The sequence below is a fragment of the Aeromonas sp. FDAARGOS 1419 genome (assembly GCF_019047045.1).
Classification (GTDB): Bacteria; Pseudomonadota; Gammaproteobacteria; order Enterobacterales; family Aeromonadaceae; genus Aeromonas; species Aeromonas veronii.
Genome location: NZ_CP077209.1, coordinates 4,179,139 through 4,205,011 on the forward strand (window position 1 = coordinate 4,179,139; position 25,873 = coordinate 4,205,011).

General features: G+C 59.1%; 26 protein-coding genes and 12 tRNA genes. 28 read left to right on the plus strand and 10 right to left on the minus strand.

Annotation, left to right across the window (positions count from 1 at the left end; genetic code table 11):
- Positions 1 to 9: 9 nt before the first annotated feature.
- From cydB to I6L49_RS19225, 22 genes are all read left to right on the plus strand, one after another.
- A complete protein-coding gene (cydB, locus tag I6L49_RS19120) occupies positions 10 to 1,146 on the plus strand; it encodes a cytochrome d ubiquinol oxidase subunit II (protein WP_139408789.1) in 1,137 nt (378 codons plus the stop codon).
- A 14-nt stretch (positions 1,147 to 1,160) separates the two neighbouring features.
- Complete coding sequence (cydX, locus tag I6L49_RS19125) at positions 1,161 to 1,277, plus strand: cytochrome bd-I oxidase subunit CydX (protein ID WP_005304933.1); 117 nt, start codon at positions 1,161 to 1,163, stop codon at positions 1,275 to 1,277.
- Positions 1,264 to 1,575, plus strand: a complete 312-nt coding sequence (locus I6L49_RS19130) for a cyd operon YbgE family protein (protein WP_041202810.1) — start codon at positions 1,264 to 1,266, stop codon at positions 1,573 to 1,575. Before cydX ends, I6L49_RS19130 begins: the two co-directional genes overlap by 14 nt.
- A gap of 105 nt (positions 1,576 to 1,680) precedes the next feature.
- Positions 1,681 to 2,088: a tol-pal system-associated acyl-CoA thioesterase gene (ybgC, locus tag I6L49_RS19135; RefSeq protein WP_005335737.1), complete on the plus strand. Its 408-nt coding sequence runs from the start codon at positions 1,681 to 1,683 to the stop codon at positions 2,086 to 2,088.
- Complete coding sequence (gene tolQ, locus I6L49_RS19140) at positions 2,078 to 2,767, plus strand: protein TolQ (RefSeq protein ID WP_005335735.1); 690 nt, start codon at positions 2,078 to 2,080, stop codon at positions 2,765 to 2,767. The genes ybgC and tolQ overlap by 11 nt, the downstream gene beginning before the upstream one ends.
- Positions 2,767 to 3,213, plus strand: a complete 447-nt coding sequence (tolR, locus tag I6L49_RS19145) for a protein TolR (protein WP_005335733.1) — start codon at positions 2,767 to 2,769, stop codon at positions 3,211 to 3,213. Before tolQ ends, tolR begins: the two co-directional genes overlap by 1 nt.
- Positions 3,214 to 3,218: 5 nt before the next feature.
- Positions 3,219 to 4,376 carry a cell envelope integrity protein TolA gene (tolA, locus tag I6L49_RS19150; protein WP_216950162.1) on the plus strand — a complete coding sequence of 386 codons (1,158 nt, stop codon included), beginning with the start codon at positions 3,219 to 3,221 and terminating at the stop codon, positions 4,374 to 4,376.
- Between the two features lie 95 nt (positions 4,377 to 4,471).
- On the plus strand, positions 4,472 to 5,797 hold the full coding sequence (gene tolB / locus I6L49_RS19155) for a Tol-Pal system beta propeller repeat protein TolB (RefSeq protein ID WP_005335728.1): 1,326 nt from the start codon (positions 4,472 to 4,474) through the stop codon (positions 5,795 to 5,797).
- Positions 5,798 to 5,846: 49 nt separating this feature from the next.
- The gene (pal, locus tag I6L49_RS19160; protein WP_005304908.1) at positions 5,847 to 6,371 is read left to right on the plus strand and encodes a peptidoglycan-associated lipoprotein Pal; all 525 of its coding nucleotides are present in this window, start codon (positions 5,847 to 5,849) and stop codon (positions 6,369 to 6,371) included.
- Positions 6,372 to 6,529: 158 nt separating this feature from the next.
- Entirely contained in the window at positions 6,530 to 7,333 is an 804-nt protein-coding gene (gene ybgF, locus I6L49_RS19165) for a tol-pal system protein YbgF (protein ID WP_042052426.1), read from the plus strand.
- A 174-nt stretch (positions 7,334 to 7,507) separates the two neighbouring features.
- Positions 7,508 to 7,583, plus strand: a tRNA-Lys gene (locus tag I6L49_RS19170).
- 31 nt (positions 7,584 to 7,614) lie between these two features.
- Positions 7,615 to 7,690 (plus strand) — tRNA-Val (locus I6L49_RS19175).
- A gap of 23 nt (positions 7,691 to 7,713) precedes the next feature.
- Positions 7,714 to 7,789: transfer RNA gene (locus I6L49_RS19180), tRNA-Lys, on the plus strand.
- Positions 7,790 to 7,805: 16 nt separating this feature from the next.
- Positions 7,806 to 7,881 (plus strand) — tRNA-Val (locus I6L49_RS19185).
- A 22-nt stretch (positions 7,882 to 7,903) separates the two neighbouring features.
- Positions 7,904 to 7,979, plus strand: a tRNA-Lys gene (locus I6L49_RS19190).
- A gap of 17 nt (positions 7,980 to 7,996) precedes the next feature.
- Positions 7,997 to 8,072 (plus strand) — tRNA-Val (locus I6L49_RS19195).
- Positions 8,073 to 8,096: 24 nt separating this feature from the next.
- Positions 8,097 to 8,172 (plus strand) — tRNA-Lys (locus I6L49_RS19200).
- 16 nt (positions 8,173 to 8,188) lie between these two features.
- Positions 8,189 to 8,264 (plus strand) — tRNA-Val (locus I6L49_RS19205).
- 22 nt (positions 8,265 to 8,286) lie between these two features.
- Positions 8,287 to 8,362: transfer RNA gene (locus I6L49_RS19210), tRNA-Lys, on the plus strand.
- 16 nt (positions 8,363 to 8,378) lie between these two features.
- Positions 8,379 to 8,454 (plus strand) — tRNA-Val (locus I6L49_RS19215).
- 24 nt (positions 8,455 to 8,478) lie between these two features.
- Positions 8,479 to 8,554: transfer RNA gene (locus I6L49_RS19220), tRNA-Lys, on the plus strand.
- A gap of 16 nt (positions 8,555 to 8,570) precedes the next feature.
- Positions 8,571 to 8,646 (plus strand) — tRNA-Val (locus I6L49_RS19225).
- Positions 8,647 to 8,952: 306 nt separating this feature from the next.
- Here I6L49_RS19225 and I6L49_RS19230 read toward each other — a convergent pair.
- Positions 8,953 to 10,266 (minus strand): sodium-dependent transporter, encoded by a 1,314-nt coding sequence (locus tag I6L49_RS19230; RefSeq protein ID WP_216950163.1) that lies wholly within the window; start codon positions 10,264 to 10,266, stop codon positions 8,953 to 8,955.
- Positions 10,267 to 10,697: 431 nt separating this feature from the next.
- Between I6L49_RS19230 and I6L49_RS19235 the strand changes: the two genes are divergently transcribed.
- Positions 10,698 to 11,417, plus strand: a complete 720-nt coding sequence (locus I6L49_RS19235) for an ABC transporter substrate-binding protein (RefSeq protein WP_069529694.1) — start codon at positions 10,698 to 10,700, stop codon at positions 11,415 to 11,417.
- Positions 11,418 to 11,420: 3 nt separating this feature from the next.
- Here the strand turns inward: I6L49_RS19235 and I6L49_RS19240 are convergent, their stop codons facing one another.
- Positions 11,421 to 12,734: a sodium-dependent transporter gene (locus I6L49_RS19240; RefSeq protein WP_202005356.1), complete on the minus strand. Its 1,314-nt coding sequence runs from the start codon at positions 12,732 to 12,734 to the stop codon at positions 11,421 to 11,423.
- Between the two features lie 211 nt (positions 12,735 to 12,945).
- Positions 12,946 to 13,785 (minus strand): isopenicillin N synthase family oxygenase, encoded by an 840-nt coding sequence (locus tag I6L49_RS19245; RefSeq protein ID WP_108612566.1) that lies wholly within the window; start codon positions 13,783 to 13,785, stop codon positions 12,946 to 12,948.
- 206 nt (positions 13,786 to 13,991) lie between these two features.
- Between I6L49_RS19245 and I6L49_RS19250 the strand changes: the two genes are divergently transcribed.
- On the plus strand, positions 13,992 to 14,555 hold the full coding sequence (locus I6L49_RS19250) for a DUF2799 domain-containing protein (protein ID WP_005362971.1): 564 nt from the start codon (positions 13,992 to 13,994) through the stop codon (positions 14,553 to 14,555).
- Positions 14,556 to 14,606: 51 nt separating this feature from the next.
- On the opposite strand, the gene I6L49_RS19255 is transcribed toward I6L49_RS19250, so the two are convergent.
- Both I6L49_RS19255 and I6L49_RS19260 read right to left on the minus strand, forming a co-directional pair.
- On the minus strand, positions 14,607 to 15,425 hold the full coding sequence (locus I6L49_RS19255) for a Cof-type HAD-IIB family hydrolase (protein WP_216950164.1): 819 nt from the start codon (positions 15,423 to 15,425) through the stop codon (positions 14,607 to 14,609).
- A gap of 110 nt (positions 15,426 to 15,535) precedes the next feature.
- Complete coding sequence (locus tag I6L49_RS19260; RefSeq protein ID WP_106844409.1) at positions 15,536 to 16,765, minus strand: MFS transporter; 1,230 nt, start codon at positions 16,763 to 16,765, stop codon at positions 15,536 to 15,538.
- Between the two features lie 106 nt (positions 16,766 to 16,871).
- Here I6L49_RS19260 and I6L49_RS19265 point away from each other — a divergent pair, with 106 nt between their 5' ends.
- Entirely contained in the window at positions 16,872 to 17,495 is a 624-nt protein-coding gene (locus I6L49_RS19265; protein ID WP_216950165.1) for a metalloregulator ArsR/SmtB family transcription factor, read from the plus strand.
- A 311-nt stretch (positions 17,496 to 17,806) separates the two neighbouring features.
- Positions 17,807 to 18,283 carry an Lrp/AsnC family transcriptional regulator gene (locus I6L49_RS19270; protein ID WP_005304871.1) on the plus strand — a complete coding sequence of 159 codons (477 nt, stop codon included), beginning with the start codon at positions 17,807 to 17,809 and terminating at the stop codon, positions 18,281 to 18,283.
- A gap of 117 nt (positions 18,284 to 18,400) precedes the next feature.
- On the opposite strand, the gene I6L49_RS19275 is transcribed toward I6L49_RS19270, so the two are convergent.
- Entirely contained in the window at positions 18,401 to 18,718 is a 318-nt protein-coding gene (locus tag I6L49_RS19275; RefSeq protein ID WP_005343224.1) for a hypothetical protein, read from the minus strand.
- 145 nt (positions 18,719 to 18,863) lie between these two features.
- Positions 18,864 to 19,091, minus strand: coding sequence for a hypothetical protein (locus tag I6L49_RS19280; protein ID WP_005335715.1), 228 nt, complete (start codon positions 19,089 to 19,091; stop codon positions 18,864 to 18,866).
- Between the two features lie 206 nt (positions 19,092 to 19,297).
- On the opposite strand from I6L49_RS19280, the gene I6L49_RS19285 reads away from it, so the two are divergent.
- Positions 19,298 to 19,753 (plus strand): NUDIX hydrolase, encoded by a 456-nt coding sequence (locus tag I6L49_RS19285; RefSeq protein WP_216950166.1) that lies wholly within the window; start codon positions 19,298 to 19,300, stop codon positions 19,751 to 19,753.
- Between the two features lie 58 nt (positions 19,754 to 19,811).
- The gene (gene chrA, locus I6L49_RS19290; RefSeq protein WP_216950167.1) at positions 19,812 to 20,978 is read left to right on the plus strand and encodes a chromate efflux transporter; all 1,167 of its coding nucleotides are present in this window, start codon (positions 19,812 to 19,814) and stop codon (positions 20,976 to 20,978) included.
- A 73-nt stretch (positions 20,979 to 21,051) separates the two neighbouring features.
- On the opposite strand, the gene msrB is transcribed toward chrA, so the two are convergent.
- The 3 genes from msrB to glgB form a co-directional block, all read right to left on the minus strand.
- Positions 21,052 to 21,438: a peptide-methionine (R)-S-oxide reductase MsrB gene (gene msrB, locus I6L49_RS19295; protein WP_216950168.1), complete on the minus strand. Its 387-nt coding sequence runs from the start codon at positions 21,436 to 21,438 to the stop codon at positions 21,052 to 21,054.
- Positions 21,439 to 21,506: 68 nt separating this feature from the next.
- Positions 21,507 to 23,663 (minus strand): glycogen debranching protein GlgX, encoded by a 2,157-nt coding sequence (glgX, locus tag I6L49_RS19300; protein WP_216950169.1) that lies wholly within the window; start codon positions 23,661 to 23,663, stop codon positions 21,507 to 21,509.
- On the minus strand, positions 23,663 to 25,840 hold the full coding sequence (gene glgB, locus I6L49_RS19305; RefSeq protein WP_216950170.1) for a 1,4-alpha-glucan branching protein GlgB: 2,178 nt from the start codon (positions 25,838 to 25,840) through the stop codon (positions 23,663 to 23,665). Before glgB ends, glgX begins: the two co-directional genes overlap by 1 nt.
- Between the last annotated feature and the right edge of the window lie 33 nt (positions 25,841 to 25,873).

Consider the following 25,873-nt stretch of genomic DNA (forward strand, 5'->3'; position numbering starts at 1 on the left):
AGAGCGACCATGTTTGATTACGAAACTCTGCGTGTCATCTGGTGGGCTCTGGTCGGCGTGCTGCTGATCGGTTTTGCCATCACTGACGGCTTCGACATGGGGGTAGGCGCACTGCTCCCGTTCGTCGGCAAGAAAGATGTCGAGCGCCGCGTGATGCTCAACACCATGGGGCCGCACTGGGAAGGTAACCAGGTGTGGCTGGTCACTGCCGGTGGCGCCTTGTTCGCCGCCTGGCCGATGGTGTATGCCGCGACCTTCTCCGGCTTCTACATCGCCATGATCCTGACGCTGATGGCGCTGTTCCTGCGTCCGGTCGGTTTCAAGTACCGCTCTCTGCGTGCTGATGCCAAATGGCGCAGCAACTGGGACTGGGCCTTGTTCGCCGGTAGCGCCGTACCGCCCATCGTCTTTGGTGTGGCCTTTGGCAACCTGCTGCAAGGCGTTCCGTTCGAGTTTAACCAGTTCATGATGCTGACCTATCACGGCAACTTCTTTGGTCTGCTTAACCCGTTCGGCATTCTGGCTGGTCTGGTGAGCCTGTTCATGCTGCTCACCCAGGGCGCAACCTGGTTGATGATGAAGACCGACGGTGAAGTGCTGGCACGTTCCCGCACTGCCGCCATGATCTGCTCACTGCTGACCCTGGTGCTGTTTGCTGCCGCGGGTTGGTGGGTAAGCGGTATGGAAGGGTATGTCATCGTCAAGGCTGCCGCGACTGACGCAGTATCCAACCCGATGAACAAGGAAGTTGTCCTGCAGGCTGGCGCCTGGATGAACAACTACACCCTCTATCCGTGGATGGTGGCTGCTCCTGTACTGGGCCTGGCCATGAGCCTGCTGACTGCGCTGTTTGCCCGCATGAACATCGGCTGGCTGGCGTTTACCAGCTCCTCGCTGGCGATTGCCGGGGTTATCCTCACTGCCGGTTTCTCCATGTTCCCGTTTGTGATGCCCTCAAGCCTTGAGCCGTCACTGAGCCTGACCATGTGGGATGCTACCGCCTCTTTCAACACCTTGCAGGTGATGACTGTGGCTGCTGCAGTCTTCGTACCGATTGTGCTGGGTTACACCATCTGGACTTACATCAAGATGTTTGGCCGGGTAACCAACAAGCACATCGAAGATAACCAACAATCTCTCTATTAAGAGGTGCGCTGACAATGTGGTATTTCACCTGGATCCTGGGGCTGTTGCTGGCCTGTGCATTTGGCATCATCAATGCGCTGTGGCTGGAACACACCGAGAACATGGATCGTCAGATCGATGAAAACAAGTGATCGACTCGCCAGGCTGGCCGCTCCACTGGAGCGGCAGCCGTGGCAGGGGTTGATGTTACTCGCGGCGGCCTTGTTGGCCGTCGCTATTTTACAGGCCCCCAATCTGATCGCGGCCAACACCAGCGAGCATGGTCTCTGGCTTGCTCCCTGGCTGATGTGGGCCGTCTGTTGTGGCGTACTTAACGGGCTTGGCTTTCATCTGAAAAGCCTGCCCGGACGTGTGCTGTTCAACCCCTGGCTCGCCTGGCCCAGTTTGTTGTATGGCCTCTGGCTGACACATTCATATTTCCTTTCATAAAAAACGGGGGGAGGCAGGATTTCCCTGTCTCCCCCTGCTTCTTTCCTATTCAGCCCTGCGCTATGATAGCCCCCCATCTGACTGTCGAATGGATCACAGATTGTTATGGGGGAAGTCTTTGAGTTTCCGGTGCGTGTCTACTACGAAGACACCGACGCCGGGGGCATCGTCTACAACGCCAATTATCTCAAGTTTATGGAACGTGCTCGCACCGAGTTTCTTCGTGCCAAAGGGGTCGAACAGGACGTCTGGCTGCAGGAGGGATATGCCTTCGTGGTGAGCCGAACTGAGATCGATTTCCGCTCGGCGGCCCGTTTTAATGAACTATTGAATGTATTAACGCAAGTGATTGAAGTGAAACGCGCATCCCTGCGCTTTTCGCAGCAGATCCTGGCGGCTGATGGACGACTGATCACCCAGGCCATGGTACAGATAGCCTGTGTCAGTCATCCGCAAATGAAACCTGTAGCTATACCTGAAAAAATCAAGGGAGTGCTGTTAAGTGCACGCTGAAATTTCGTTTATTGGCCTGTTTTGGCAAGCCAGCCTGTTGGTAAAACTGGTCATGATGACCCTGATGAGCATGTCTATTGTCTCGTGGGCGCTGATTATCCAGCGTTCAAAGGCGATCAAGGCGGCCAATCTCGCATCGGAACAGTTTGAAGATCGCTTCTGGTCAGGGGTCGATCTCAATCGCCTCTATCAAGAGTCCTCTTCCCGCCGCGATGATATCGAAGGCATGGAAGATATCTTCTACTCCGGCTTCAAGGAGTATGCCCGCTTGCTCAAGGCCGGTGCCCGTGGTCAGGATGCGGTGATGGATGGTACCTACCGCGCCATGCGCGTCTCCCTCTCCCGCGCGGTGGATGACCTGGAATCCAACCTGCCGGTGCTGGCGACCATCGGTTCCATCAGCCCCTATATCGGTCTGTTTGGTACCGTATGGGGGATCATGAACGCCTTTATCGCCCTGGGTCAGGTGCAGCAGGCCACCCTGCAGATGGTGGCACCGGGTATCGCGGAAGCGCTGATCGCTACCGCCATGGGTCTGTTTGCCGCTATCCCGGCGGTTATCTTCTACAACCGCTTCTCCAACAAGGTCGAGCGGCTAGAGAACGCCTACGCCAACTTCATGGACGAGTTCACTACCATTCTGAACCGTCAAATTGCACAGCAGCAGGGTGATCAGTAATGCAAACCTATCAGCGGATCCGGCGCAAGAAGGTGGCCGAGATCAACGTGGTTCCCTATATCGACGTCATGCTGGTGCTGCTTATCATCTTTATGGCGGTCACGCCGGTGATCACGCAAGGGGTCAAGGTGGATCTGCCACAGGCTGAGTCCGAGCAGTTGCCGGAAGATGCCAAGCCACCCTTCATCGTCAGCGTCAATACCGAAGGCGAGTATGTCATCAAGGCTGGCGAAGCCGATGACGAGCCGGTGCCAAGCGGCACGCCAGAGGCGATGCAGCAATACATCACCGAAAAAGCCATGGGCTATCTGGCTATCAACCAGAATGCCCCCGTGGTGGTCGCGGGTGACAAGGCCGTGCGCTACGAAGAGGTGATCCTGTTGATGGTGGCCCTCAAGAATGCGGGTGTGCCTCAGGTTGGCCTGATGACAGATCCGGTGAACTAACGGAGATGGATGTGAAGCGTGGTATTTCCGGTTATCTCATCGCGTCGTTTCTGCTGCACCTGATCATCGGCATCATCCTGTTTGTCGGGCTCGATTTCAGCAAACCGAAACGACCCGAATCGAAGGGGCAGATCGTCAATGCCGTCATGCTCGATGAGAACTTCCTCAACGAACAGGCCAAGCAGATCCAGCAGCAGAAATCTCAGCCCAAGCCTCAAAAGGTAGAGAAAGAGAAGGATAAGGAAGACACGGATCTCGCCAAGCGTGAGCTGGCTCAGAAACAGGAGCAGCTTCGCATCGCCGAGACCAAGCGCAAGCAGGCCGAAGAGGCGACTCGCAAGGCCGAGGCCGAGAAGCAGAAGAAGGTTGCCGAGCAGAAGCAGGCGGAAGAGAAGGCCCAAAAAGCCGAGGAAGCCCGCAAGCTGGAAGAACAGAAGGCCAAGAAGGCCGAAGCCGAGCGTAAAGCGGCGGAAGCCGAGAGCAAGGCGTTGGCGCTGAAGAAGAAAAAGGAACAAGAGAAGAAAGAGGCCGAAGAGAAGGCAAAGGCGGCAGAAGCCAAGGCCAAGAAAGCGGAAGCTGACAAGAAGGCCAAAGCCGAAGCCGAGAAGAAAGCCAAGGCAGAAGCAGAGAAAAAAGCCAAGGCAGAAGCAGAGAAAAAAGCCAAAGCCGAGGCCGAGAAGAAGGCCAAGGAAGAGGCTGAGAAAAAGGCAAAAGCTGACGCAGAGAAGAAAGCCAAGGCAGAGGCCGAAAAGCAGGCCAAGATCGCGGCTGAGCGCAAGCGTAAAGCGGCCGAGCAGGCCAAGCTGCAAAAAGAGATGGAAGAGATGATGCAGCAGCAGCTGTCGGCTGAGGCCAATGCCCGCAGTCAGGCGGCATCGGCCGCAGCCCAGGGCGAAGTCGACAAATATGCGGCGCTCATCAAAGCCACTGTTGAGCGGTATATGATTTTGGATCCCACCATGCGGGGCAAAACATGTACTATCGGCGTACGTCTTGCGAGCAGTGGCTTTGTCATATCGGTAGATAACGGCCAGGGTGACCCGGCGGTTTGTCGTTCCGGTAAGGCGGCTGTTCTGAAAGCCAATCAGCTGCCTGTGCCCAAGGATCCTGCGGCATTCGAGATGTTGAAGGAATTTAACCTGAAGTTAGAACCGAGTATCTAAGCGTGATAAAACGAGGTTGCTTGCCTCCGGTTGGCAACCTCTCGCCGAGAAAGGAATTTAACCTCTCATCTATATTGGAACCGAGTATTTAAGCCATGATCAGAAAAGTATTTTTTGCTTTGGTTGGCTGTTTGTTGCTGGGCCAGAGTGCCCAGGCGGCCCTGGACATCGTCATCACCGGCGGTATTGATAGCGCACGCCCCATCGCCGTCGCCCCCTTCAAGTGGGAAGGTAACGGACAGTTGCCGCAGGACATCGCGGAAGTGGTCTCCAACGACCTGATGCGCAGTGGCAAGTTCAAGCCGCTGGCCCGTGGCCAGATGCCGCAAACCCCGAGCAGCAGCAGCGAGATCAACTTCGCTCCCTGGGCCTCCCAAGGGGTTGAAGCCGTGGTGGTGGGTTCCATTTCGGCAGTCGGTGATGGCACCTACAAGGTCAACTTCGAGCTGGTCGATGTGCTGAAAGGCCAGCTGGCCAAGGCGCAAGGTGGCGAGAGCAACGGTTACATTTTGGATAGCCGCATGGCGACCATCCCGGGTGCCCAGATGCGCCAGTTTGCCCACCGTATCTCAGATATCGTCTATGAGCGTCTGACTGGCGAGCGCGGTGCCTTCCTGACCCGTCTGGCTTACGTCTCCGTCCAGCAGGGTACCCAGTTCCCGTACCAGCTGCGTATTTCTGACTACGACGGTTACAACGAGAAGACCCTGCTGCGCTCCCGCGAGCCGTTGATGTCTCCGGCTTGGTCGCCGGATGGCAGCAAGCTGGCTTACGTGAGCTTCGAGAACCAGAAGTCCGAAATCTACGTGCAGGATATCTACACCCAGCAGCGCAGCCTGATCACCAGTTTCCGCGGTATCAACGGGGCGCCGGAGTGGTCTCCGGATGGTCGTCGTCTGGCTATCGTTCTCTCCAAAGATGGTTCACCGAACCTCTATGTGGTTGATGTCGCTAGCAAGCAGCTGACCCGCGTCACAACCAGCCGTGTGATCGACACTGAACCCTCCTGGATGCCGGATGGGCAAAATTTGTTGTTCACCTCTGAACGTGGTGGCAAACCCCAGATTTATAGCGTAAATTTGGCGACTGGTATGACTCGCCGGATGACTTGGGAAGGTGAATCCAACCAGGGTGCATCCATCACTCCTGATGGCAAAATCATGGTGATGGTGACCCGTGTTCAGGGACAGTATCGTATTGCCCGTCAGGACATGGAAAACAATGCCCTGTTGGTCCTTACCCAGAGTGCTCTGGATGAGTCGCCAAGTGTGGCTCCCAATGGCAGCATGATCATTTATGCCACCATCTATCAGGGTCGTAAGAGTCTCGCGTTGGTGTCGACTGATGGTCGCTTCAAGGCTGTGCTTCCGACCAGTAGCGGTGAAATTCGTGCACCAGCTTGGTCGCCCTTCTTGAATTGATAAAAATCCAATTGTTTTTTGTTTTGTTATAAAGGTTTAAGGAAATAGCATGCAACTCAATAAACTGCTCAAGGGTTTGGCCATCGCACTGCCACTGTTCACCCTGGCCGCTTGTAGTTCTTCTTCTGATTCCGACGCCGCTGGCGCTGAATCAGGTATGACCGACGGCATGGGCGGTGTACAAACCGGCGGCGCCAACGGCATGTTGTCCCCGGAAGAGCAGATGCGTCAGAAGTTCGAAGCACTGCAGCGTGACAACGTGATCTACTTCCCGTTCGACGGTTACGATATCCAGGGTCAGTACGCTGATCTGCTGGATGCCCACGCCAGCTACCTGCGCGAGCGCCCGAGCGTTAAAGTCCTGATCGAAGGTCACGCCGATGAGCGCGGTACTCCGGAGTACAACATCGCCCTGGGCGAGCGTCGTGCCAAGGCTGTTGCCAAGTATCTGCAAACCCTGGGTGTGCAGGCCGAGCAGCTCTCTATCGTCAGCTATGGCGAAGAGAAGCCGCTGGACATGTCCCACACCGAGGATGCCTTTGCCAAAAACCGCCGCGCGGTTCTGGTTTACTAAGGTTTAAACCGAACGAAGTTCGTTTATATGCAAGCGGCCATTTCGATGGCCGTTTTATTTGCACTAAACGCCAAGGTTTGATCCGAATGAAATCTGCATATGCGAGCGACGATGGCGCTGGCCGTTTTATCTGTACTAAACGCTAAGGTTTGATCCGAATGAAATCTGTGTACAAGCAAGCTGTCGTTGCGCTGGCCGTAATGGTTGCTCTGAATGCGCAAGCTGCGGCTCCTGTCAGCGATCTGGGCGGTGACTCGGGTGGTGGCGTTGTCCTTAGTGGCAACAACGGCGCTATCGTGCCCACCGGTAGCCTGGAAGATCGGGTTGCCCTGCTGGAGCGCACCCTCAATGCCCGTCTGCGACTGCAAGCTGAATTGCAGCAACAGGTCGACTCCCTGCAAGGGGAGGTTTCCGAGCTGCGTGGTCAGCTGGAGCAGCAGACCTACCAGATGGAACAGTCGCAAGAGCGCCAGCGTCAGCTCTATCAGGAGCTCGACAAGGTTGCCAGCAGCCAGCAGGCTGCACCGGCCGCCGCGGCCCCTGCTGCTGCCGCTACACCGGCTGCTGCGGCCAATTACTCAACCAATCAGGATGAGAATCAGGCCTACGACGCAGCGGTCAACATGGTGCTCAAAGAGAAGAACTACGACAAAGCCATTCCGGCTTTCCAGGGCTTCATCAAGCAGTACCCCAATTCGGGCTATGTTCCCAATGCACACTACTGGCTCGGCCAGTTGCTGTTCAACAAGGGTGACAGAGCCGGTGCCTCGGCCCAGTTTTCGACCGTGGCCAACAAATACAGCAAATCCCCCAAGCGAGCCGATGCGCTGCTGAAGCTGGGTATGCTGGCGCAGCTGGATGGCAAGAAGGCGGAAGCCAAATCCTTCTATGAGCAGGTGATCAAGGGTTATCCCAACACTTCGCCGGCCCAGTTGGCCAAACAGAGTCTGGCCAAGCTGTAACATTGCTGTATGTCACTGTTTTCGTAACGCTACTGTAAAAACAGCCTGCATTTGTACGCACAGTGAGCAAACGGATTTAAATTACGAATTTTCTGTTGCACCGGAAATTTAAATCCGTAATATAGGCCGCCGTCAGAGCCGAAGCAGTAATGCAGTCGGAACTGGTCGTGGTGAGGGTCGTTAGCTCAGTCGGTAGAGCAGTTGACTTTTAATCAATTGGTCGCTGGTTCGAATCCAGCACGACCCACCATTTTCTCCACTCGGTGGAGACAGAATTCCCAGGTCGTTTAGCTCAGCTGGGAGAGCACCTCCCTTACAAGGAGGGGGTCACTGGTTCGATCCCAGTAACGACCACCAGTTTGTAAAAAAATGATTTAGATGGGTCGTTAGCTCAGTCGGTAGAGCAGTTGACTTTTAATCAATTGGTCGCTGGTTCGAATCCAGCACGACCCACCATCATTTCAGAATCCCAGGTCGTTTAGCTCAGCTGGGAGAGCACCTCCCTTACAAGGAGGGGGTCACTGGTTCGATCCCAGTAACGACCACCAGTTTGTAAAAAATGATTTAGATGGGTCGTTAGCTCAGTCGGTAGAGCAGTTGACTTTTAATCAATTGGTCGCTGGTTCGAATCCAGCACGACCCACCATCATTTCAAGAATCCCAGGTCGTTTAGCTCAGCTGGGAGAGCACCTCCCTTACAAGGAGGGGGTCACTGGTTCGATCCCAGTAACGACCACCAGTTTGTAGAAAAAATGATTTAGATGGGTCGTTAGCTCAGTCGGTAGAGCAGTTGACTTTTAATCAATTGGTCGCTGGTTCGAATCCAGCACGACCCACCATCATTTCAGAATCCCAGGTCGTTTAGCTCAGCTGGGAGAGCACCTCCCTTACAAGGAGGGGGTCACTGGTTCGATCCCAGTAACGACCACCAGTTTGTAAAAAATGATTTAGATGGGTCGTTAGCTCAGTCGGTAGAGCAGTTGACTTTTAATCAATTGGTCGCTGGTTCGAATCCAGCACGACCCACCATCATTTCAGAATCCCAGGTCGTTTAGCTCAGCTGGGAGAGCACCTCCCTTACAAGGAGGGGGTCACTGGTTCGATCCCAGTAACGACCACCAGTTTGTAGAAAAAATGATTTAGATGGGTCGTTAGCTCAGTCGGTAGAGCAGTTGACTTTTAATCAATTGGTCGCTGGTTCGAATCCAGCACGACCCACCATCATTTCAGAATCCCAGGTCGTTTAGCTCAGCTGGGAGAGCACCTCCCTTACAAGGAGGGGGTCACTGGTTCGATCCCAGTAACGACCACCATATTCGCAAGCGAGGCTGAGATATCAGCTTCAGTTGCAGAGAAAGTCCCCACTCAGATGGGGATTTTTTTTGCCCGCAATTCAGTACTTCAACTTCTTCTGTTGCCGGTGTGGCGAGCCGAACGCCACCTCTTATTGTGCCACTCTGCCACACCGATCCTTCTTCATCCTGCTCTTCCTAGATTGTTCGACGGCCACTGACTTCACTCCTGTCCATCGTGATGCTGCTTATATGAACGCCTGTAATAAAGTAAACGCCAGCAATAAAAAGGGCAGGCAAGGCCTGCCCGCAAAGATGCGCAAGGTGCTACATGATCCCGCGGATCAGGATCCCGCTGATCAGCAGCGGCGCCACCACGCGCCAGCACCAGAGCAGCGCCAGACGCAGGGCGGGTGACAGGCCCGCAGGCAATATGGCATCACCCAATCGCCAGCCCAGCAGCAGGGTCAGTACCAGACCAAACAGCGGCATCATCAGGTTGGAGGTGAGGTAGTCGAGCAGCTCGAAGATGGTCTTGCCAAACAGGGTCAGATCGCTCCATGGGCCGAACGACAGGCTCACCGGAATGCCGGAGGCCATGATAAGCAGGGTCAGTACCCGGCAGGCGCCACGACGCGACCAACCCCACTCCTCGGTGGTGAAGCGCACCAGATGCTCCAGCATGGAGATGGAGGAGGAGAGAGCGGCGACCAGCAGCAACAGGAAGAAGATCACCCCCAGCCCCTGACCGAACGGCAGATGACTGAACACGGCAGGCATGGTCATAAAGGTGAGCCCGGGCCCTGCGGTAGGGTCGATATTGGTGGAGGCCAGCGCCGGGAAGATCATCAGCCCTGCCAGTACCGAGATCAGGCTTGCCAGGGTGACGACCCAGACCCCGGAGCGCAGTACCCCTTCGCTATTGGGCAGGTAGGCGCCATAGGTCGTGTGTACCCCTAGCCCGATGGAGAGGGAGAAGAAGGCCAGTCCCAGCGCGTCCAGCACGCTCTGGCCGGTCAGCATGGAGAAGTCCGGCAGCAGCAGCTGGCGTACACCCGCCATGGAGCCCGGCATGGAGAGACCGACCCCAACCAGCAGCAACATCATGATGAAGAGCGCGGGCATCATCCAGCGCAGTGCCCGCTCAACCCCTTTCTGAATACCCCCCTGCACGAACCACCAGGTCAGGCCTGCGAAAATCAGATGGGTCAGCACCGGCCACCAGGGGTTGCTGACATAGCCGTTGAACAGGGCGGTGAGGGCACTCCCCTCGCTCAGGTTGAGCTTGCCAGCCATCGCCAGCGCGGCGTAACCCACGGTCCAGCCGCCCACCACGCTGTAGAAGCTGTAGATAAAGAAGCCGCAGGCGATCCCCATATACCCCATCCAGCGCCAGTTCGGCCCCACCAGTTTGCGAAAAGCGCCGAGCACCCCGCGCTGGCTATGGCTGCCGAGCAGGGTTTCGCCGACCTGTACCGCTACCCCCAGGGTGAAGCTAAACAGCAGAAACACCAGCAGGAAGGCGCCACCGCCATTGGTGGCGGTCACATAGGGAAACTTCCAGATGGCACCAAGGCCAATCGCTGTGCCTGCTGCGGCCAGCACATGACCGAGACGGGAAGACCACTGAACCTGGCTCATACAACCTCCGGGTAACACGACATCGAAGCAATACTCCTCTGTAGCAATAAACGACAGACCATAAAAAAGGCCGCCTGAGGCGACCTTTGCAATGAACATTCAGAAAAACTGTGCGTGCAAGGTCACCTCTCTTGCGAGCTAAAAAATCGACCAAACAGCACGAGGATGGCAGACATGAGGTGGCAACCTGACTAATGAATGAGGGAACAGCCTAAACCATGGAAAGAATAATTGACACATAAAATCAAAAATTTTTTATGTGTGCCGCTGTCACCACTCTGACTGTACGTACAACTCAATGTGGGGAACCTCGCAGGGCAGCATCTTTTCTACCTTGTGGCTATTTACTGGGCGATAATCGACGTAGCTTCTTCTGGAACTAGTGACCGCGACATGGCACTGACGGGGACAACGATGAGACAGGATGTCGTATGAGATGGATGATGCTGCCCTGGTTGCTGATCAGCCTGAGTGTGTCGGCGCAGCCCGGATTAACCCTGCTGAGTCACGATTTACCCCCCTTTACCGAATACCGCGACGGCAAGCTCGACGGATTTGCCATTCGCCTGATCGATGAGGTGCAGGAGGAGCTTGGCACCCGCTATCCGGTGCGGATTTACCCGCTCAAGCGGGCGCTGGCGCTGGCACGGGTCGAGCCCGGCTATGGACTGTTCGTGGTACAGCGGCTCCCGGAGCGGGAGTCTCATTTCAAATGGGTTGGCCCGCTCTTTATCAATCGGGTCTTTATCTATCAGGCGCCGGATAGTCGCCACCCGCTGACCTCGCTGGCGCAGCTGCGAGATCTGCCCAGAGTGGGGGTCGTGCTGGGCAATGCCGATGATGTGCGGCTGACCCATGAGGGCTACACCAATCTGGTGCGCTACAAGACAGTCGGGGAGGCGATAGAGCGGCTGATGCTGGGCAAGATCGATGCCTTGCCGATGGCGGAGCTGGTGATGGAGGCCACCCTCGACAAGATGGGGTTATCCCGGCGCAGCATCGTCAGCAGTGGCGTGCTGCTCCATCAGGCCGGTCTCTATATCGTCTTCTCCAAGGGAACGGATGATGCCGAGATCACCCGTTGGCAGCATGCCCTGGAGGCCGTCAGAGCCGCCCAGGGGCGGGCCGATGAGCCCACCCGCGAAGAGTAACCGTCACACCAGACCGCGAATCAAGATCCCGCCGATCAGCAAGGGGGCAATCCAGCGCCAGCAGTTCATCAGCAAGTGATGCCAGTGGCTGGCAATCCCCTGCGGCAGCGCCTTGCGTCCCAGCTTCCAGCCCAGCAGCAGCGTCAGCATCAGGCCGAACAGCGGCATCATCAGGTTGGAGGTGACAAAGTCCAGCAGCTCGAAGATGGTTTTGCCAAACAGGGTGGCGTGTTGCAGCGGGCCAAACGACAGGCTGACCGGAACACCGCTAACCATGACGAATCCAGTGATGGCGCTGCAGGCCGTGCGGCGTGACCAGCCCCAGGTCTCGCACAGGAAGCACTGCAAATGCTCCAGCAGGGAGATGGCCGAGGAGAGTGCCGCAAAGACCAGCAGGGCGAAGAAGATCACCTCAAGTACCTGACCGAAGGGCAGCAGCTGAAACACCGCCGGCATGGTCATAAAGGTGAGACCGGGGCCAGAGGCCGGGTCGATACCGGTCGAGGCCAGCACCGGGAAAATCATCAGCCCCGCCAGTACCGCCACCATGCTGGCCAGCAGCACCACCCAGAGGCTGGAGCGACCAACCCCTTCGCTGGTCGGCAGATAGGCGCCGTAGGTGGTGTGAATGCCCAGACCGATGGAGAGGGAGAAGAAGGCCAGCCCCATGGCATCGAGCACGCCGGACATCCCCAGCTTGCTGAAGTCGGGCATCAGGAAGTGACGTACTCCCGCCATCGCATTGGGCAGGGTGAGGCCAAAGGCGACCAGCATCAGGATCATCAGGAACAGGGCCGGCATCATCCAGCGCAAGGTGCGCTCCACTCCTTTCTGAATGCCTCCTTGCACCACCATCCAGGTGAGGGCGGCAAACAGCAGGTGAGTGAGGATTGGCCAGACGTCGCCGCTGACATAGTCATTGAAGCGGGCGGTGAGAGCAGCCGCATCCCCATGGTTGAGCTGACCGGAGAGGGCCATGCCGGTATAACCCAGGGTCCAGCCGCCCACCACGCTGTAGAAGCAGTAGATGAGCAGGGTAGAGATCACTCCCATTACCCCAACCCAGCGCCACTGTTTGCCGAGCAGATCGGAGAAGGCTCCGACTACCCCGCGGCGACTCATGCTGCCGAGCAGGGTTTCCCCCATCAGTACCGCCACCCCCAGGGTGAAGCTGAACAGCAGAAAGACCAGCAGGAAGGCGCCGCCGCCGTTGACGGCGGTGACATAGGGGAATTTCCAGATTGCGCCGATACCGACCGCGGAACCCGCTGCGGCGAGGATGTAGCCGAGTCGGGATGACCATTGGGACTGCTTCATAAGAACTCCAATCGAGCGCCCCTAGGCAGGGGCAGAATGGCGCTCATGTTACGGAGGTCACGGCGCAATCACTACGACGGTTATCAGGCATAAATGCGATTTATTGGCACGATTGGCTAATTTAATTCTGTTTTTTGCCCAATCCTGCCACCAAATAAAAACCGGAGTGAGATTGCTCCGGTTTGGTCTCTGACAACTGCTCGTCGGCGGACTAGATCACCCCGAGCTCCCGCAGCCGCTCCATCAGGTAGCTGTGGGCGGTATGGCGCTCGGAGAGCACCACATCCGGGCGCGGGTGGAGGAACAGCGGCAGCGAGATACGTGACTTGCTGGCACTGCCACCGGTCGGGTTGATGACGCGGTGAGTGGTGGAAGGGTAGTAGCCGCGAGAGGCTTCCTGCAGCATGTCGCCGATATTGATGATGAGGGTGCCAAAGTCGCACGGCACGTCCATCCACTCGCCATCAGAACCCTTCACCTGCAGCCCCGGCTCGTTGGCGGCGGGCAGAATGGTGAGCAGGTTGATATCCTCGTGGGCGGCGGCGCGGATGGCACCCGGCTCCTCGGTGCCATCGAACGGCGGATAGTGCAGCACCCGCAGCAGGGTCTTCTGGCTCTCTTCGATCATCGAGGAGAGGGGGCAGCTGTAGTGAGCGGCGATATCGGCCGGGGTGTACTGCTCCACCCAGCCCAGCAACTCGGCGGCCAGACCGTTGGCGAGGCGGTAGTACTCCATCGCCTGCTCCTTCAGTTCTTCCGGCATCTGGCCCCAGGGGTAGATGTGGAAGTACTCCTTGATGTCTTTCTGGCTATGGCCCTTGGCCACCTCGGAGACCGAGGGCGGGAAGTAGCCATCCTGGGTTTCGCGGTTGAACAGGAAATCCTGCTTCTGCTCGCTCATGAAGAAGCGATACCAGTTGTCGTAGATGGACTGCACCAGCTCTTTCGGAATGGGGTGGTTGGTCAACACGCCAAAGCCGGTGGTTCGCAGGGATTCGGTGAAACGTTGGGCCGCATCGGGTGAGCGGTAATCGACGGTCAGGACTTTCATTGTTTTTGTTGCGCGCCAGTTAAAAGATGGCGCAGTTTACCTTGCACCTGATAACAAGGAAAGCGGGTTGGCTGCCCGTCTGGCACGGCGTTGAATAGTGACAAAAACATCAAATAAACCGCACCAGACCGCACGGGAGCGCATCCCTTGTTATGGCCTTTTATCCTCTCTAGAATGCCGCTCACTATCTTTTCCGGAGTCTGTCCATGTCCCCCAAAATCCTGTTGCTGACCCTGCCGGTATTGCTGGCGGGATGCAGTGCCCTGTCAGAAGATGAGTGCCGAACCATGAGTTGGTACAACCTGGGTTATCAGGATGGATCGGAGGGCAAAACCCGTCAGGCGACCCGCGATTACGTTTCGTCTTGCAGCGAATATGGCCTCAAAGTGGATGAAGCCGAGTGGAAACGGGGCTACGACAAGGGGCTGGAGCTCTACTGCATTCCCGAGCTGGCTTACAGCAAGGGCAAGGAGGGGCAGGCCTATCTGGGGGTATGCCCCAATGACGCCAGCTTCCTCAAGCAGTATCAGCGTGGCTACGAAGAGTACAAACTGGCCGCTCGCCTGCGGGAGATCAGCGACGAGCTGGAGCGTACCGAGCGTGATATTGATACGCTGGAGCGCAGCATCCGCAACGAAACCAACACTGAACAGCGTGACTATTACCGCGCCAAGCGCGATCGGGCCATTCGCCACTACGAATCCCTGCGCCGGGAGTACAACCGTCTGCGTTATCCGGATCGGGTGATCCAGTTCTCCTTCGGCGGTTAATCCCTCTCTTCATGGCCAGCCCGCGTGCTGGCCATGTTGCATCTTGTCAGCTCAGGGCAGTACCCAGCGCTGTAGCGCCAGTGCGATACCATCTTCGTTGTGGTCGGCCGTGACCCGATGGGCATGGCTCTGGATCTGCGGGGCCGCATTGCCCATGGCCACCGCCAGCCCCACCTGCTCGAACATGCTGATGTCGTTGTTGTTGTCACCAAACGCCACCACCTGATCCATCTCAATCCCTTCGCTGGCGGCCCACTGGGCAAGCCGGTTGCCCTTGCTGCAACCGGGCTGTACCAGCTCCACCGCATAGGGGGCCGCCCAGTCGCGGGTAAAGGGCATCTGCTCGACCACCTCGCCCATAAAGGTGTGCAGGCGCGCCGGATCCTGATTGAACAGCTCCAGTTTCCAGACCGGGTTGTCGAGCCAGCCTGCCAGCTCCTCAACCGGATGGATGGTGATCTTGAGGTGATCCGGCTGATTGGCCGACCAGTGGCGGATGCGGGTGACATGCTCTTCACAGCCGATGTAGCCGATCCCCTCGCTCAGATGGAACAGGGCGCCCATCTGCTGTGCCTCGACCGCGGCCAGCAGCTCGGTAAGCGGGGCAGCCGCCAGCGGGTCGCCGCTGATGATCCGGTTCTGCACCGGATCATAGAGATAGGCGCCGTTGCTGCAGATGAGGGGGGTGTCGAGGGCCAGCTCGTGGTGGAAGGGACGCGCCGTCATGTAGTGGCGCCCCGTGACCAGCAGCACCTTGATGCCGTGGGCGCGGGCCTGCGCCAGTGCTGCCCGGGTGGCCGACGAGATCTTGTGATCCCGGGTCAGCAGGGTGCCATCCATATCGAGCGCGATGGCCTTGTACTCACTCATAGCTCCTCCAGCATCGAACAAATCCGCAAAGAGCCTTACCGTCCCAGACCCGGCGCTCCGATGCAAGTCTTGCCCGTGGCCGAAGCGCCGAACTGTGATCCCTTCGTGGCTCAGGTGCAGCTGGCCAGCTGTTGACGACGGTCGGCACGGCGGCGCAGCAGATAGAAACCGGCGGCACTGGCAAGGGAGCAGAGGGTGGCGAGATAGAAGGGCCACTCGGTACCGGCCAGCAGCACCAGACTGCCGAGCAGCACCGCCAGGATCTCGCTGCCCACGGCGAGGGCGCGGTAGAGCCCCATCGCCTGCCCCTGTTGCTCCGGGTGACTGCGGTTGGAGATCGCCACCGAAGTGGCCAGCTCCCCCAGACTCATGCCGATGCCAGCGGGAACGAAGGTAAGCGCCAGCCCCCACCAGTGCACGGGCAGGATAAAGAGCAGCATGCCGCTCGCCATCACCAGATGGCCGACAATCCCGAGGGAGCTGCCGCGCCAGTGGCGGGCGATGCGAGAGCCGAGCCAGGAGCCCGCCATCATGGGCAGGCTCACCAGCACCGCCGCCTGCGCCAGCTGGGCCGGATCCCAGGCCAGCCTCTCCACCAGCCAGATATTGAAGTAGGTGAAATAGAGCTGCACGGCGCCATAGCTGATCAGGGTGAGTGCGAAGTAGGGCAGCAGGGCCGGTTGCAGCAGCAACTGGCGGCTGGAGAGGGTCGCAGCCTCCCGGGCGACCGCCACCGGCGGACTATAGGGGATCAGCCAGTAGACCAGCAGCAGGTTGAGCAGGGTCATTCCTACCGCCAGCCAGGCGGCCAGACTGTAATCCCCCGAGATCACCGCGGCGTAGCCCCCGATCATCGGCCCCACGACCCAGCCCAGATTCATGCCGATGTTGATCCAGGCGAAGCTGCGGGCCTTGTGCTCCTTGCCGGCGAGATCCGCTGCCATCGCCTGCACGATGGCGATGTTGCCGTTACATAGCCCCTCCACAATCCGGCTGAGCAGCAGCAGGGGGAGGGAGCGCCAGGCGATACCGAGTGCCATCAGGGCATAGCCTGCCAGCACCCCCGCCAGCGAGAGCAACAGCAGTGGCTTGCGGCCATAGTGGTCGGAGAGGCGACCGAGCCAGGGACTGCCCACCAGCTGGAACAGCGGGTAGAGCCCCATGATGACCCCCAGCCACACCTTGCGGCTCCAGTCGGAGGCATCCGGCGTCAGCATGCCGTGGGCCGGATCCAGCAGCAAAGGTGCCAACACCGGGGAGGGGAGACTGAAACCTGCAACTGCCAGCGTGACCGTCATGACCAGCACCCAGAGGGGATTTTTGTGCCCGTGTTTCTCCATGTTGCACCCATTAAGTAAAGTTATTGGTTTATTTATGCTGATTCATAGATGGGATTAAGTAAAGTGAATTGTTGATTTAATAAAGGGCGATCCCCATAATGAGACCATGAACGCAAGCACCGACAAGATCCTGTTTCTGCTCAAGAGCCATGGCCCGCAGAGCGCCGCCGCGCTGGGGGAGCAGTTGCAGATGACCTCCATGGGCGCCCGCCAGCACCTGCTCACGCTGGAGCAGGAGGGGTGGGTCACATTCAGCGACGAGGCGCGCGGGCGCGGTCGTCCCGTGCGGCTGTGGCAGCTCACCGAGCAGGCCTGGCAGCGCTTCCCCGATAGCCATAGCGACCTGACCGTGCAACTGATCGACAACGTGCGCGAGCTGTTTGGCGAGGAGGGGATGGAGCGGCTGATCCAGCAGCGGGAGCAGCAGATGCTTGCTCGCTATCAGGAGGCGCTGGGGTCCCATGGCCTCTCTGGCCGGCTGGTGGCGCTCAAGGAGCTGCGCAGCCGCGAGGGCTATATGGCGGAGATCCGCCGCGAAGAGGATGGCAGCTGGCTGCTGTGGGAGAGCCACTGCCCCATCTGTGCGGCAGCGCGTACCTGCCGCGGTTTCTGTCGCAGCGAACTGGCGCTGTTTCGCCAGCTGCTGGCGCCAGCGACGGTAGAGCGGGAGCAATATCTGCTGGAGGGGGCGCATCGCTGCCTCTATCGCATCACGCCGCCCGCGCTCTGATTTCGTCAAACGCCCAAAAACAACAAAGCAGGCGCCGGGATGCCTGCTTTGTTGCCTTCGGGGAGGGGGTTCTCTCGTTCCAGCCCGTCGTTTCCCGATAAGGTAAGACGGCTGATGGGGCTCTTGACCCGGTAAGGTCCTTCACCGCAGAGACCCGGTCAGGTATCTGCTTTGCCACCGGAAGATGTAACCATAGTATCCCTCCCGTGCCGGTGAGTGGTTGCAAAGTAACCACTTATTTCGGTTGTTTTTGCAATAGTTCACCCTTAATCTAGGAAAAGTGGATTAGTCATTGCAACGAGGAAGGGTAAATGCTGAAACTTGATCGCATAGACAGACATATTCTCGAGCTGATGCAGGAGAATGGCCGCATCAGCAATCTGGAACTGGCCGAGCTGGTCGGGCTCTCGCCGTCCCCCTGCTCCCGCCGGGTCAAGGCGCTGGAGGATGCCGGTCTCATCGACACCCACGTTACTCTGCTCAACGCCCGCCAGCTTGGCCTCACCCTCACCGCCTACATTCACATTTCCATGGACAGACATACGCCCGAGCGGTTCGAAAACTTCGATCGCGCCATCAGCGAGTTGCCCGAAGTGCTGGAGTGTGATCTCATCACCGGCAACGATGCCGACTACCAGCTCAAGGTGGTGGTGCGCGACATGGAGCACTACCAGCACTTCCTGCTGGACAAGCTGACCCATATTCCGGGGGTGACCGGGGTGCGCTCCAGCTTCGTGCTGCGCCGCATCAAGCACAAGACGGCGCTGCCGCTCAACCATCTGGGGTGAGCCCGCGCAAACCGCTTATATAAACAGAAAGAGGAGGCCAGTGGCCTCCTCTTTTGCTATTCGGTCGTGGTTATCGGGTCTGGATAAGCTGTCGCGGTGACGGGGTGACTGCCGTGGTCAGACGCTGACCTGGCTGATGTCTTCCACCTGCAGCAGCCAGCCGCTCTGCTCCTGCTGCGGTTCGCCGCTGACCCGCAGCCGCTCGCCGGTCGGCACCCACTGCCCCTCGGGCAGGGATACCAGCAGGCTCTCGCTGCCGTTGTCGAACAGCCAGCGATCTTCGCCAAGCGATTCAATCAGATAACCTTCCATCTCCACTCTGGACTCGGCTTGCCAGGATGGCGCAACGGAATCACGGCTCTCGATGAAATCCCCCTGAACACCAAAACTGGCTAGCCCCCACAGAATGGAGAGCCCGACGATGGATGTTTGCATCTTGTCTCTCCTCTTTTGGAACTGTAGGGCCAGTATGGGAACAGAAAACTGAGCGCACCATGAACAAGGTGGCAAAGTGCTGGCGAGATCGCGAAAAAATCCGGCCAATTGGCCAGCAGTGTCATTTTATGGTGCTTGGATCACACTATTTGGCGGCTTCTTCTGCCATCCGTTCAGCTCTTGGCTTATTCGTCCACATGGCTACCCCGCGATGATCCCCACAGATCCCCTCTGCCACCACGGCGCGAACCCGGGTGCCATCTTTGCAAATAGCCTGCCAGGCGTCGGCATCATCGATGGCGAGCGAGTTGGGGGGCGGCGTGGTTTGGCAAGCCGTGAGCAGCAGGGCGCACAGGGGGAGCAATTTTTTCATGGCGGACTCCTCGGGGTGATGGGGGACTGAGAGGATGGGGATGACCTCTCCATCCGGGCTTCACTCCCCAGCATCAGTGATAACCGGTTAAGGGGCAAGGGGAGGGGCCACAGACAGGCGCAGGTGCCGTGCAGCCGGGGCTTGCCCTGTGCCCTCCTTGGGCCTAAGGTGGGGCCGTTTTATTGCCTGATTGAAGGAGCGTTTTCATGTCCACTCTTTATCCCCGCGTCGGGGTCGGCGTCATCCTGACCAACCCCCAAGGCCAGGTGCTGCTTGGCAAACGCAAGGGGAGCCATGCCCCCTACTGGTCGATCCCGGGTGGTCATCTGGAGTTGGGGGAAAGCTTCGAGTCGGCGGCGATCCGCGAGGTGGCCGAGGAGGCGGGACTTGAGATCCAAGGGCCCGAGGTGGTGGCGGTGACCAACAATCTGGAGACCTGGCGAGAGAGCGGGCTGCACTATATCTCGGTGACGCTGCATGCTCGGGCCGATGGCGAACCGCAGCTGCTGGAGCCGGAGAAGTGCGAAGGCTGGGTCTGGTGCGATCCGCGCGCGTTGCCCGAGCCCCATTTCGACGCCAGCCGTCAGTCCATCGCCTGCTGGCTGGCGGGGCGCTGCTATCTGCCGGGTGATATGCCCATGGTGTCGGCCGAATCAGCCTGATTGTCATAAAACGATCATCGCGCTGTCATAATATCCCCTCTCTATCGGGAGGAGAGGGATGAGGGAGAAGAGCGTGGGACAGGTATTTATTCAGTTTTTATGGCTGGGATGCATCAGTTTTGGCGGCCCGGCCGCTCATATCGGCTATTTCCAGCGCACCTTCGTCCAGCGGCTCGGCTGGCTGACACAGGCCGAATTTGCCCGCTTGCTGGCGCTGTGCCAGCTGCTGCCGGGGCCCGCCTCCAGCCAGCTGGGTTTCGCCATCGGTCGTCATCGCGCCGGTCTGGGCGGGGCGCTCTCAGCTTTTCTTGGTTTCACGCTGCCCTCATTTCTGCTGCTACTGGCGGCTGCGTTCGGCATCGGTCAGCTGGGCAGCAATCTGTGGCTCGATGCGGCGCTGCACGGCCTCAAGCTGTTGGCGCTCATCGTGGTGGCCGATGCAGTGCTCACCATGAGTCGTCAGTTTTGTGCCACGGGAATGACCCAAGGGATCATGGTGGTGACCGCTGCTGCACTCTGGTGGCAGCCCGGTCTGCTGACTCAACTGTTGATGCTGGCGGGAGCTGCGTTGATCTGCGCCCGCAGCCAGCGCGGGGCGGGGAGTCGCCCAGCCTCCGCCGAGTTGCCTTCTGCCGCCAGCAGTCAGCCTCATTGGCCGACTCTGCTGCTGTTTGGCATCCTTTTTATCGGTCTGCCGCTGCTCGGCAGTCCGCTTGGTCAACTGGTTGCCGACTTCTATCGCGCCGGTAGTCTGGTGTTTGGCGGTGGCCATGTGGTGTTGCCGCTGCTGCAAGAGAGCGTGGGCCACACTCTCAACGAGCAGCAGTTTCTGACCGGTTACAGCCTGGCCCAGTTGGTGCCGGGCCCCATGTTTACCCTTGCCACCTATCTTGGCGCCCAGCTGCAGCCCGAGATGCCGCTGATCGGGGCCCTGTTGGCGACTCTGGCGCTCTTTGCACCCGGCTTTCTGCTGCTCTGGGCGGTGGGCCCCTGCTGGCAGCAGTGGCTGGCCCAGCCCCGTCTGGCGGGGGCCGTCACCGGCATCAATGCTGCCGTAGTGGGCTTGTTGCTGGCGGCCCTCTATCAGCCGGTGTGGCAGAGTGCGGTGCTGGCGCCGACCGATCTGGCGCTGGCGGCCATCGGCTTTTATCTGCTGCGGGTGTTGAAGTTGCCGGTGCCGGCCATCGCGGCCCTGTTGGTGATGGCTGCTATCCTGCTGGCGTGAAGCCGGTGAAATCCCGATAAAAAACGGCGCCTCCGTGATGGAGGCGCCGTTTTTATTGCAATGGGTCAGCCGCTTAAGCGTCGGGATCGAAATCCAGACTCAGGCTGTTGACGCAGTAGCGCTGGCCGGTCTCGGTCGGTCCGTCGGGGAAGACGTGACCGAGGTGAGAGCCGCACTGGCGGCAGGTGATCTCCACTCGCTTCATGCCATGGCTGTTGTCCTCGGTGTACTCCACCGTCCCCTCGATGGCCTTGTCGAACGAGGGCCAGCCGCAGCCGGAATCAAACTTGGCTCCTGAGTGAAACAGCACGCTCTTGCAGCAGACACAGAGGTAGTCGCCGCTCTTGCGATTGTGGAGCAGGGCGCCGCTGTAGGGGCTCTCGGTGCCCTTCTCCCAGCAGACGTGAAACTGCTCGGCGGTCAGTTTACTGCGCCACTGTTCCGGATTGTTACTGCTCATACCGACTCCTTGCCATCCATACCGGAGCCCAGCATAGCGGCTCCGTAAAGCTGACTCCAGCATGCCTCTTATGCTTTGCCTGTATCTGTGATCGAGGTGGCAACCATCTCCTCACCGGATGCAGGGAGAATTTCCTGCTGCGGTGGCTGGGCATCCTCCGCCGTGCTGGCCAGTGCCACCCGTTCCAGCAGTTTGAGGGAGTGGGCCCGGCCGACTGCCACCTGCCGTTTGATGTCATCCGGCAGGAAGGGCAGCCCATCGTTGGTGGCGGTGTCGATGGTCTGGATCCACTCCAGCCCTTCCCCCGGCGGTGGCAGGCGGAACTGGATGTCATAATCGCTGGCGTTGAACAGCACGTACCAGCGCTCGCCGACACAGTTGATCATGCCGATATCCATGGCGAACGCCTGCCCCATGGGGGCGTGCCAATCCTGATCGGTGAGCTGGTGGCCGTCCGGGTGATACCAGTTGACCTGATGGCAGCTGGACGGTGCGCCATTCCAGCTGTCGTCGCTCAGCTGCAGGTTGGAGAAGACGCAGGACTCCGCCCGCAGCGCCATCATCTGCTGGGTGAAGGCGAACAGCCGCTCATCCTCCGGTCGCCACTGCCAGTTGACCCAGCTGATCTGGTTGTCCTGACAGTAGGCGTTGTTGTTGCCAAGTTGGCTGCGGCCCATCTCGTCCCCGGCGAGGAAGTGGGGTGTCCCTTGGGAGAGCAGCAGGGTGGCAATCAGATTGCGCTTCTGCTGCTGGCGCAGGCTGTTGACCCGCGGATCCAGAGTCGGCCCCTCTACCCCGTGGTTATAGGAGAGGTTGTTGCCGTGGCCGTCCCGATTGTCTTCACCGTTGGCCTGATTGTGGCGCTGGTTGTAGGAGACCAGATCCTCCAGGGTGAAACCGTCGTGATAGCAGAGGTAGTTGACGCTGCTGTGAGGCGAGCGCCAGTTCTTCGGGAAGATATCTCGCGAGCCGACCAGACGGGTGGCAAAGTCCCCCATCTTGCCCGCATCACCGCGCCAGAAGGCGCGCACAGTATCGCGGTAGCGGTCATTGATCTCCTGCCACTGGCTCGGGAATTGACCCAGCCGGTAGCCGAAGGGGCCGATATCCCAGGGTTCGGCGATGAGCTTGACCTGTGACAGCACAGGGTCGGCCATCACCGCCTTGAAGAAGGCTCCCATGGGCTCGAACTCTCCCGCTTCCCGCGCCAGCGTCACCGCCAGATCGAAACGGAAGCCGTCCACCTGCATCTCGGTGACCCAGTAACGCAGAGCATCGAGCACCAGTCGCAGGGTGTTGGGGTGATCCAGATTGACGCTGTTGCCACAGCCGGTCACGTTGGCGTGACGGGTGTAGTCCGGGCCGTGGGGGCCTGCTTCGAAGGCGTAGTAACCGGCGTTGTCAAAGCCCTTGAACGAGAGGGTAGGGCCGTCGAAGCCAGAGGCGGCAGTGTGGTTGTAGACCACATCCAGGATCACCTCGAGCCCGGCCCGGTGCAGCTCGCGCACCATGGTCTTGAACTCGGTCACCGCCTCGTCGGCCCTGGTGCTGTAGCGTGGCTCCGGGGCGAAGAAGGCGATGGGGTTGTAGCCCCAGTAGTTGGTCAGTCCCAGCTGCTCCAGTCGCGGTTCCGACATGAAGGCGGCCACCGGCATCAGCTGCACCGAGGTGATGCCGAGGCTCTTCATATGCTCGATAACCAGCGGGTGACAGATGCCAAGGTAGGTGCCCTGCAGCGCTTTGGGGATCCCCGGGTGCTGCTTGGTAAAGCCCTTGACGTGTGTCTCGTAGATAATGGTGCGGGCCGGACTGATCCCGGGTTTGCCAACCCCTTGCCAGTCAAAACTGTCATCCACTACCACCGACTTGGCAATCATCCCTGCACTGTCACCCTGATAGAGGGCTTCATCCCAGTAGGTGGGACGACTGAGCGCCTTGGCGTAGGGGTCAATCAGCAGTTTTTGCGGATCGAACAGCATCCCCTCCTGCGGGGTGCCATAGACCCGATAGCCGTAGCGCTGACCGGCCTTTACGCCGCGCACGTAGCCAAAGCGATACTGGCCACGGCGGCCGGGCAGCTCCAGCCGCGCCAGCTCCTGCTCCTGCTCGTCGTACAGGCAGAGCTCCACCTTGTCCGACTGGGGGGCCCAGACGCAGAAGTGGCAACCGTTCTCGTCAAGGCGGGCCCCCAGCGGGTGGCCCACCCCTTTTTCCATTACAAGCATCAAGACTCCTGTTTGATAAACAAGGTCGCCAGCGGCGGCAGATCCAGCACTATGCTGTGCGCCATCCCCTGCCAGGGGGTCGGCTCGGCAGCGAACACCAGACCTACATCATAGTTACTACCCCAGTAATACTCGCTGTCGGTGTTGAGCACCACCCGATAGTGGCCCGCCGCAGGGACGCCGATCCGATATTCGATACGGGGCACCGGGGTGAAGTTGCAAGCCACCACAATAGCCTGCTTGCCCTCTTTGTCCGCCCGCAGCCAGGCAAAGATGCTGTTGTCGGCATCGTTATGATCCAGCCAGCGGAAGCCGGTCTGCTCATAATCGGCCTGATACAAGGCAGGCTCATGACGGTAGAGGTGGTTGAGATCGTGGATCAGCCGCTGCTGACCGGCATGCTTGGGATATTGCAGCAGGTGCCACGGCAGCTGGGCGTCGTGGTTCCACTCGTTGCTTTGAGCGATTTCGGTGCCCATGAAATTGAGCTTCTTGCCCGGGTGGGCGTACATGAAGCCCATGTAGGCTCGCAGGTTGGCGGCTTGCTGCCACTCGTCGCCCGGCATCTTGTAGAGCATGGAGTGCTTGCCGTGCACCACCTCGTCGTGGGAGAGCGACAGGATGAAGTTCTCGTCATAGTGGTAAACCATGGAGAAGGTCATGTCGTTGTGGTGATAGCGGCGGTGGATCGGCTCTTTCTGCATATAGGTGAGGGTGTCGTGCATCCAGCCCATGTTCCACTTGAAGCCAAAGCCGAGGCCGCCGAGGAAGGTGGGGCGGGAGACACCGGCAAAGGCGGTGGACTCTTCGGCTATGGTCATGGCGTGGGGATACTTGCCGTAGACCTCCTCGTTGGTCCACTTGAGCAGACTGATCGCCTCGTAGTTGTGGTTGCCGCCATCGACGTTCGGTACCCACTCACCGGCGTTGCGGGAGTAGTCGAGATAGAGCATGGAGGCGACCGCATCCACCCGCAGGCCGTCGATGTGGAACTTGTCGAGCCAGAACAGGGCGCTCGCCACCAGGAACTGGCGCACGGTGTCGCGGCCGAAGTCATAGATGTAGGAGTTCCAGTCCGGGTGCCAGCCACGGCGCGGATCCTCGTACTCGTAGAGCGGGGTGCCATCGAAACGGGCCAGGCCGTGGGCATCGGACGGGAAGTGGGCGGGCACCCAGTCCAGAATGATGCCGATGCCGGCCTGGTGGCACTGGTCGACGAAGTATTTGAAATCATCTGCGGTGCCGTAGCGGCTGGTGGGGGAGAACATACCCACCGGCTGGTAGCCCCAGGAGCCGCTGAAGGGGTGCTCGGAGACCGGCAGCAGCTCGATGTGGGTGTACTCCATCTTCTTGACGTAGGCGACCAGCTCCACTGCCAGCTCGCGCCAGCTCAGGCTGTCGCCGTTGGGGTGGCGTTTCCAGGAGCCGACGTGCAGCTCATAGATGGAGAGCGGCTGCTCGCGCTTGTCGTTGTGCTGGCTGGCAATCCACTCGGCATCCTGCCACTGGTACTGGGCGTGGTCATAGACCACGGAGGCGAACGACGGATACTGCTCACAGTAGAAACCGACAGGGTCGCTCTTGTGGGGCAGCCGGTTGCCCATGGGGTCCTTGAGCTCGAACTTGTAGCGATCCCCGGCCTTGAGGCCCGGCACAAACAGCACCCAGTGACCGCAGAGGCTGCGCTGCATCGGGTGGCGGCGGCCATCCCAGAAGTTGAAATCGCCGATGAGGCTCACGGCGGTGGCGCTCGGCGCATAGACCGCAAAACGCACCCCTTCCACTTGCTGGCCAAGATGTTCCACGGTGCGCAGCTGGGCGCCAAGGGTGTGGTAGAGGTTTTCCGGCTGGGCGGTCAGTTCAGCCAGGCCTGCCCAGGCGGCATCCTGAAACTGATAGGGGTCGATGACCTCGGTGGTGGCATCTTGGTAGCTGGCGATCAGCTGATAGGGGAAGGAGTTTTTGCGGCGGGTGAAAACAGTTTCAAAAAGACCCGATTCATCGGTGGGCGCCAGGGTGGCAACGACTTTGCCCGACTTGAGATCCTTGACGCGGACTTCGAGGGCATCAGGCAACCAGGCGGTCAGTTTGAGGCCGGGCCCATCCGGATTGGCCTGCAGGCCTAAGTGAGAGAAGGGATCGGAACAGCGGGCAGCAACCAAACGTTCAACGAGCATCGAGATTTCCTTTCATGACAGAGCATCCACTCC

Coding starts and splice junctions, on each gene's coding strand:
- cydB (WP_139408789.1), top strand. CDS start 10: ATGTTTGATTACGAAACTCTGCGTGTCATCTGGTGGGCTCTGGTCGGC.
- cydX (WP_005304933.1), top strand. CDS start 1,161: ATGTGGTATTTCACCTGGATCCTGGGGCTGTTGCTGGCCTGTGCATTT.
- I6L49_RS19130 (WP_041202810.1), top strand. CDS start 1,264: ATGAAAACAAGTGATCGACTCGCCAGGCTGGCCGCTCCACTGGAGCGG.
- ybgC (WP_005335737.1), top strand. CDS start 1,681: ATGGGGGAAGTCTTTGAGTTTCCGGTGCGTGTCTACTACGAAGACACC.
- tolR (WP_005335733.1), top strand. CDS start 2,767: ATGCAAACCTATCAGCGGATCCGGCGCAAGAAGGTGGCCGAGATCAAC.
- tolA (WP_216950162.1), top strand. CDS start 3,219: ATGGATGTGAAGCGTGGTATTTCCGGTTATCTCATCGCGTCGTTTCTG.
- tolB (WP_005335728.1), top strand. CDS start 4,472: ATGATCAGAAAAGTATTTTTTGCTTTGGTTGGCTGTTTGTTGCTGGGC.
- pal (WP_005304908.1), top strand. CDS start 5,847: ATGCAACTCAATAAACTGCTCAAGGGTTTGGCCATCGCACTGCCACTG.
- ybgF (WP_042052426.1), top strand. CDS start 6,530: ATGAAATCTGTGTACAAGCAAGCTGTCGTTGCGCTGGCCGTAATGGTT.
- I6L49_RS19230 (WP_216950163.1), bottom strand. CDS start 10,266: ATGAGCCAGGTTCAGTGGTCTTCCCGTCTCGGTCATGTGCTGGCCGCA.
- I6L49_RS19235 (WP_069529694.1), top strand. CDS start 10,698: ATGAGATGGATGATGCTGCCCTGGTTGCTGATCAGCCTGAGTGTGTCG.
- I6L49_RS19240 (WP_202005356.1), bottom strand. CDS start 12,734: ATGAAGCAGTCCCAATGGTCATCCCGACTCGGCTACATCCTCGCCGCA.
- I6L49_RS19245 (WP_108612566.1), bottom strand. CDS start 13,785: ATGAAAGTCCTGACCGTCGATTACCGCTCACCCGATGCGGCCCAACGT.
- I6L49_RS19250 (WP_005362971.1), top strand. CDS start 13,992: ATGTCCCCCAAAATCCTGTTGCTGACCCTGCCGGTATTGCTGGCGGGA.
- I6L49_RS19255 (WP_216950164.1), bottom strand. CDS start 15,425: ATGAGTGAGTACAAGGCCATCGCGCTCGATATGGATGGCACCCTGCTG.
- I6L49_RS19260 (WP_106844409.1), bottom strand. CDS start 16,765: ATGGAGAAACACGGGCACAAAAATCCCCTCTGGGTGCTGGTCATGACG.
- I6L49_RS19265 (WP_216950165.1), top strand. CDS start 16,872: ATGAACGCAAGCACCGACAAGATCCTGTTTCTGCTCAAGAGCCATGGC.
- I6L49_RS19270 (WP_005304871.1), top strand. CDS start 17,807: ATGCTGAAACTTGATCGCATAGACAGACATATTCTCGAGCTGATGCAG.
- I6L49_RS19275 (WP_005343224.1), bottom strand. CDS start 18,718: ATGCAAACATCCATCGTCGGGCTCTCCATTCTGTGGGGGCTAGCCAGT.
- I6L49_RS19280 (WP_005335715.1), bottom strand. CDS start 19,091: ATGAAAAAATTGCTCCCCCTGTGCGCCCTGCTGCTCACGGCTTGCCAA.
- I6L49_RS19285 (WP_216950166.1), top strand. CDS start 19,298: ATGTCCACTCTTTATCCCCGCGTCGGGGTCGGCGTCATCCTGACCAAC.
- chrA (WP_216950167.1), top strand. CDS start 19,812: ATGAGGGAGAAGAGCGTGGGACAGGTATTTATTCAGTTTTTATGGCTG.
- msrB (WP_216950168.1), bottom strand. CDS start 21,438: ATGAGCAGTAACAATCCGGAACAGTGGCGCAGTAAACTGACCGCCGAG.
- glgX (WP_216950169.1), bottom strand. CDS start 23,663: ATGCTTGTAATGGAAAAAGGGGTGGGCCACCCGCTGGGGGCCCGCCTT.
- glgB (WP_216950170.1), bottom strand. CDS start 25,840: ATGCTCGTTGAACGTTTGGTTGCTGCCCGCTGTTCCGATCCCTTCTCT.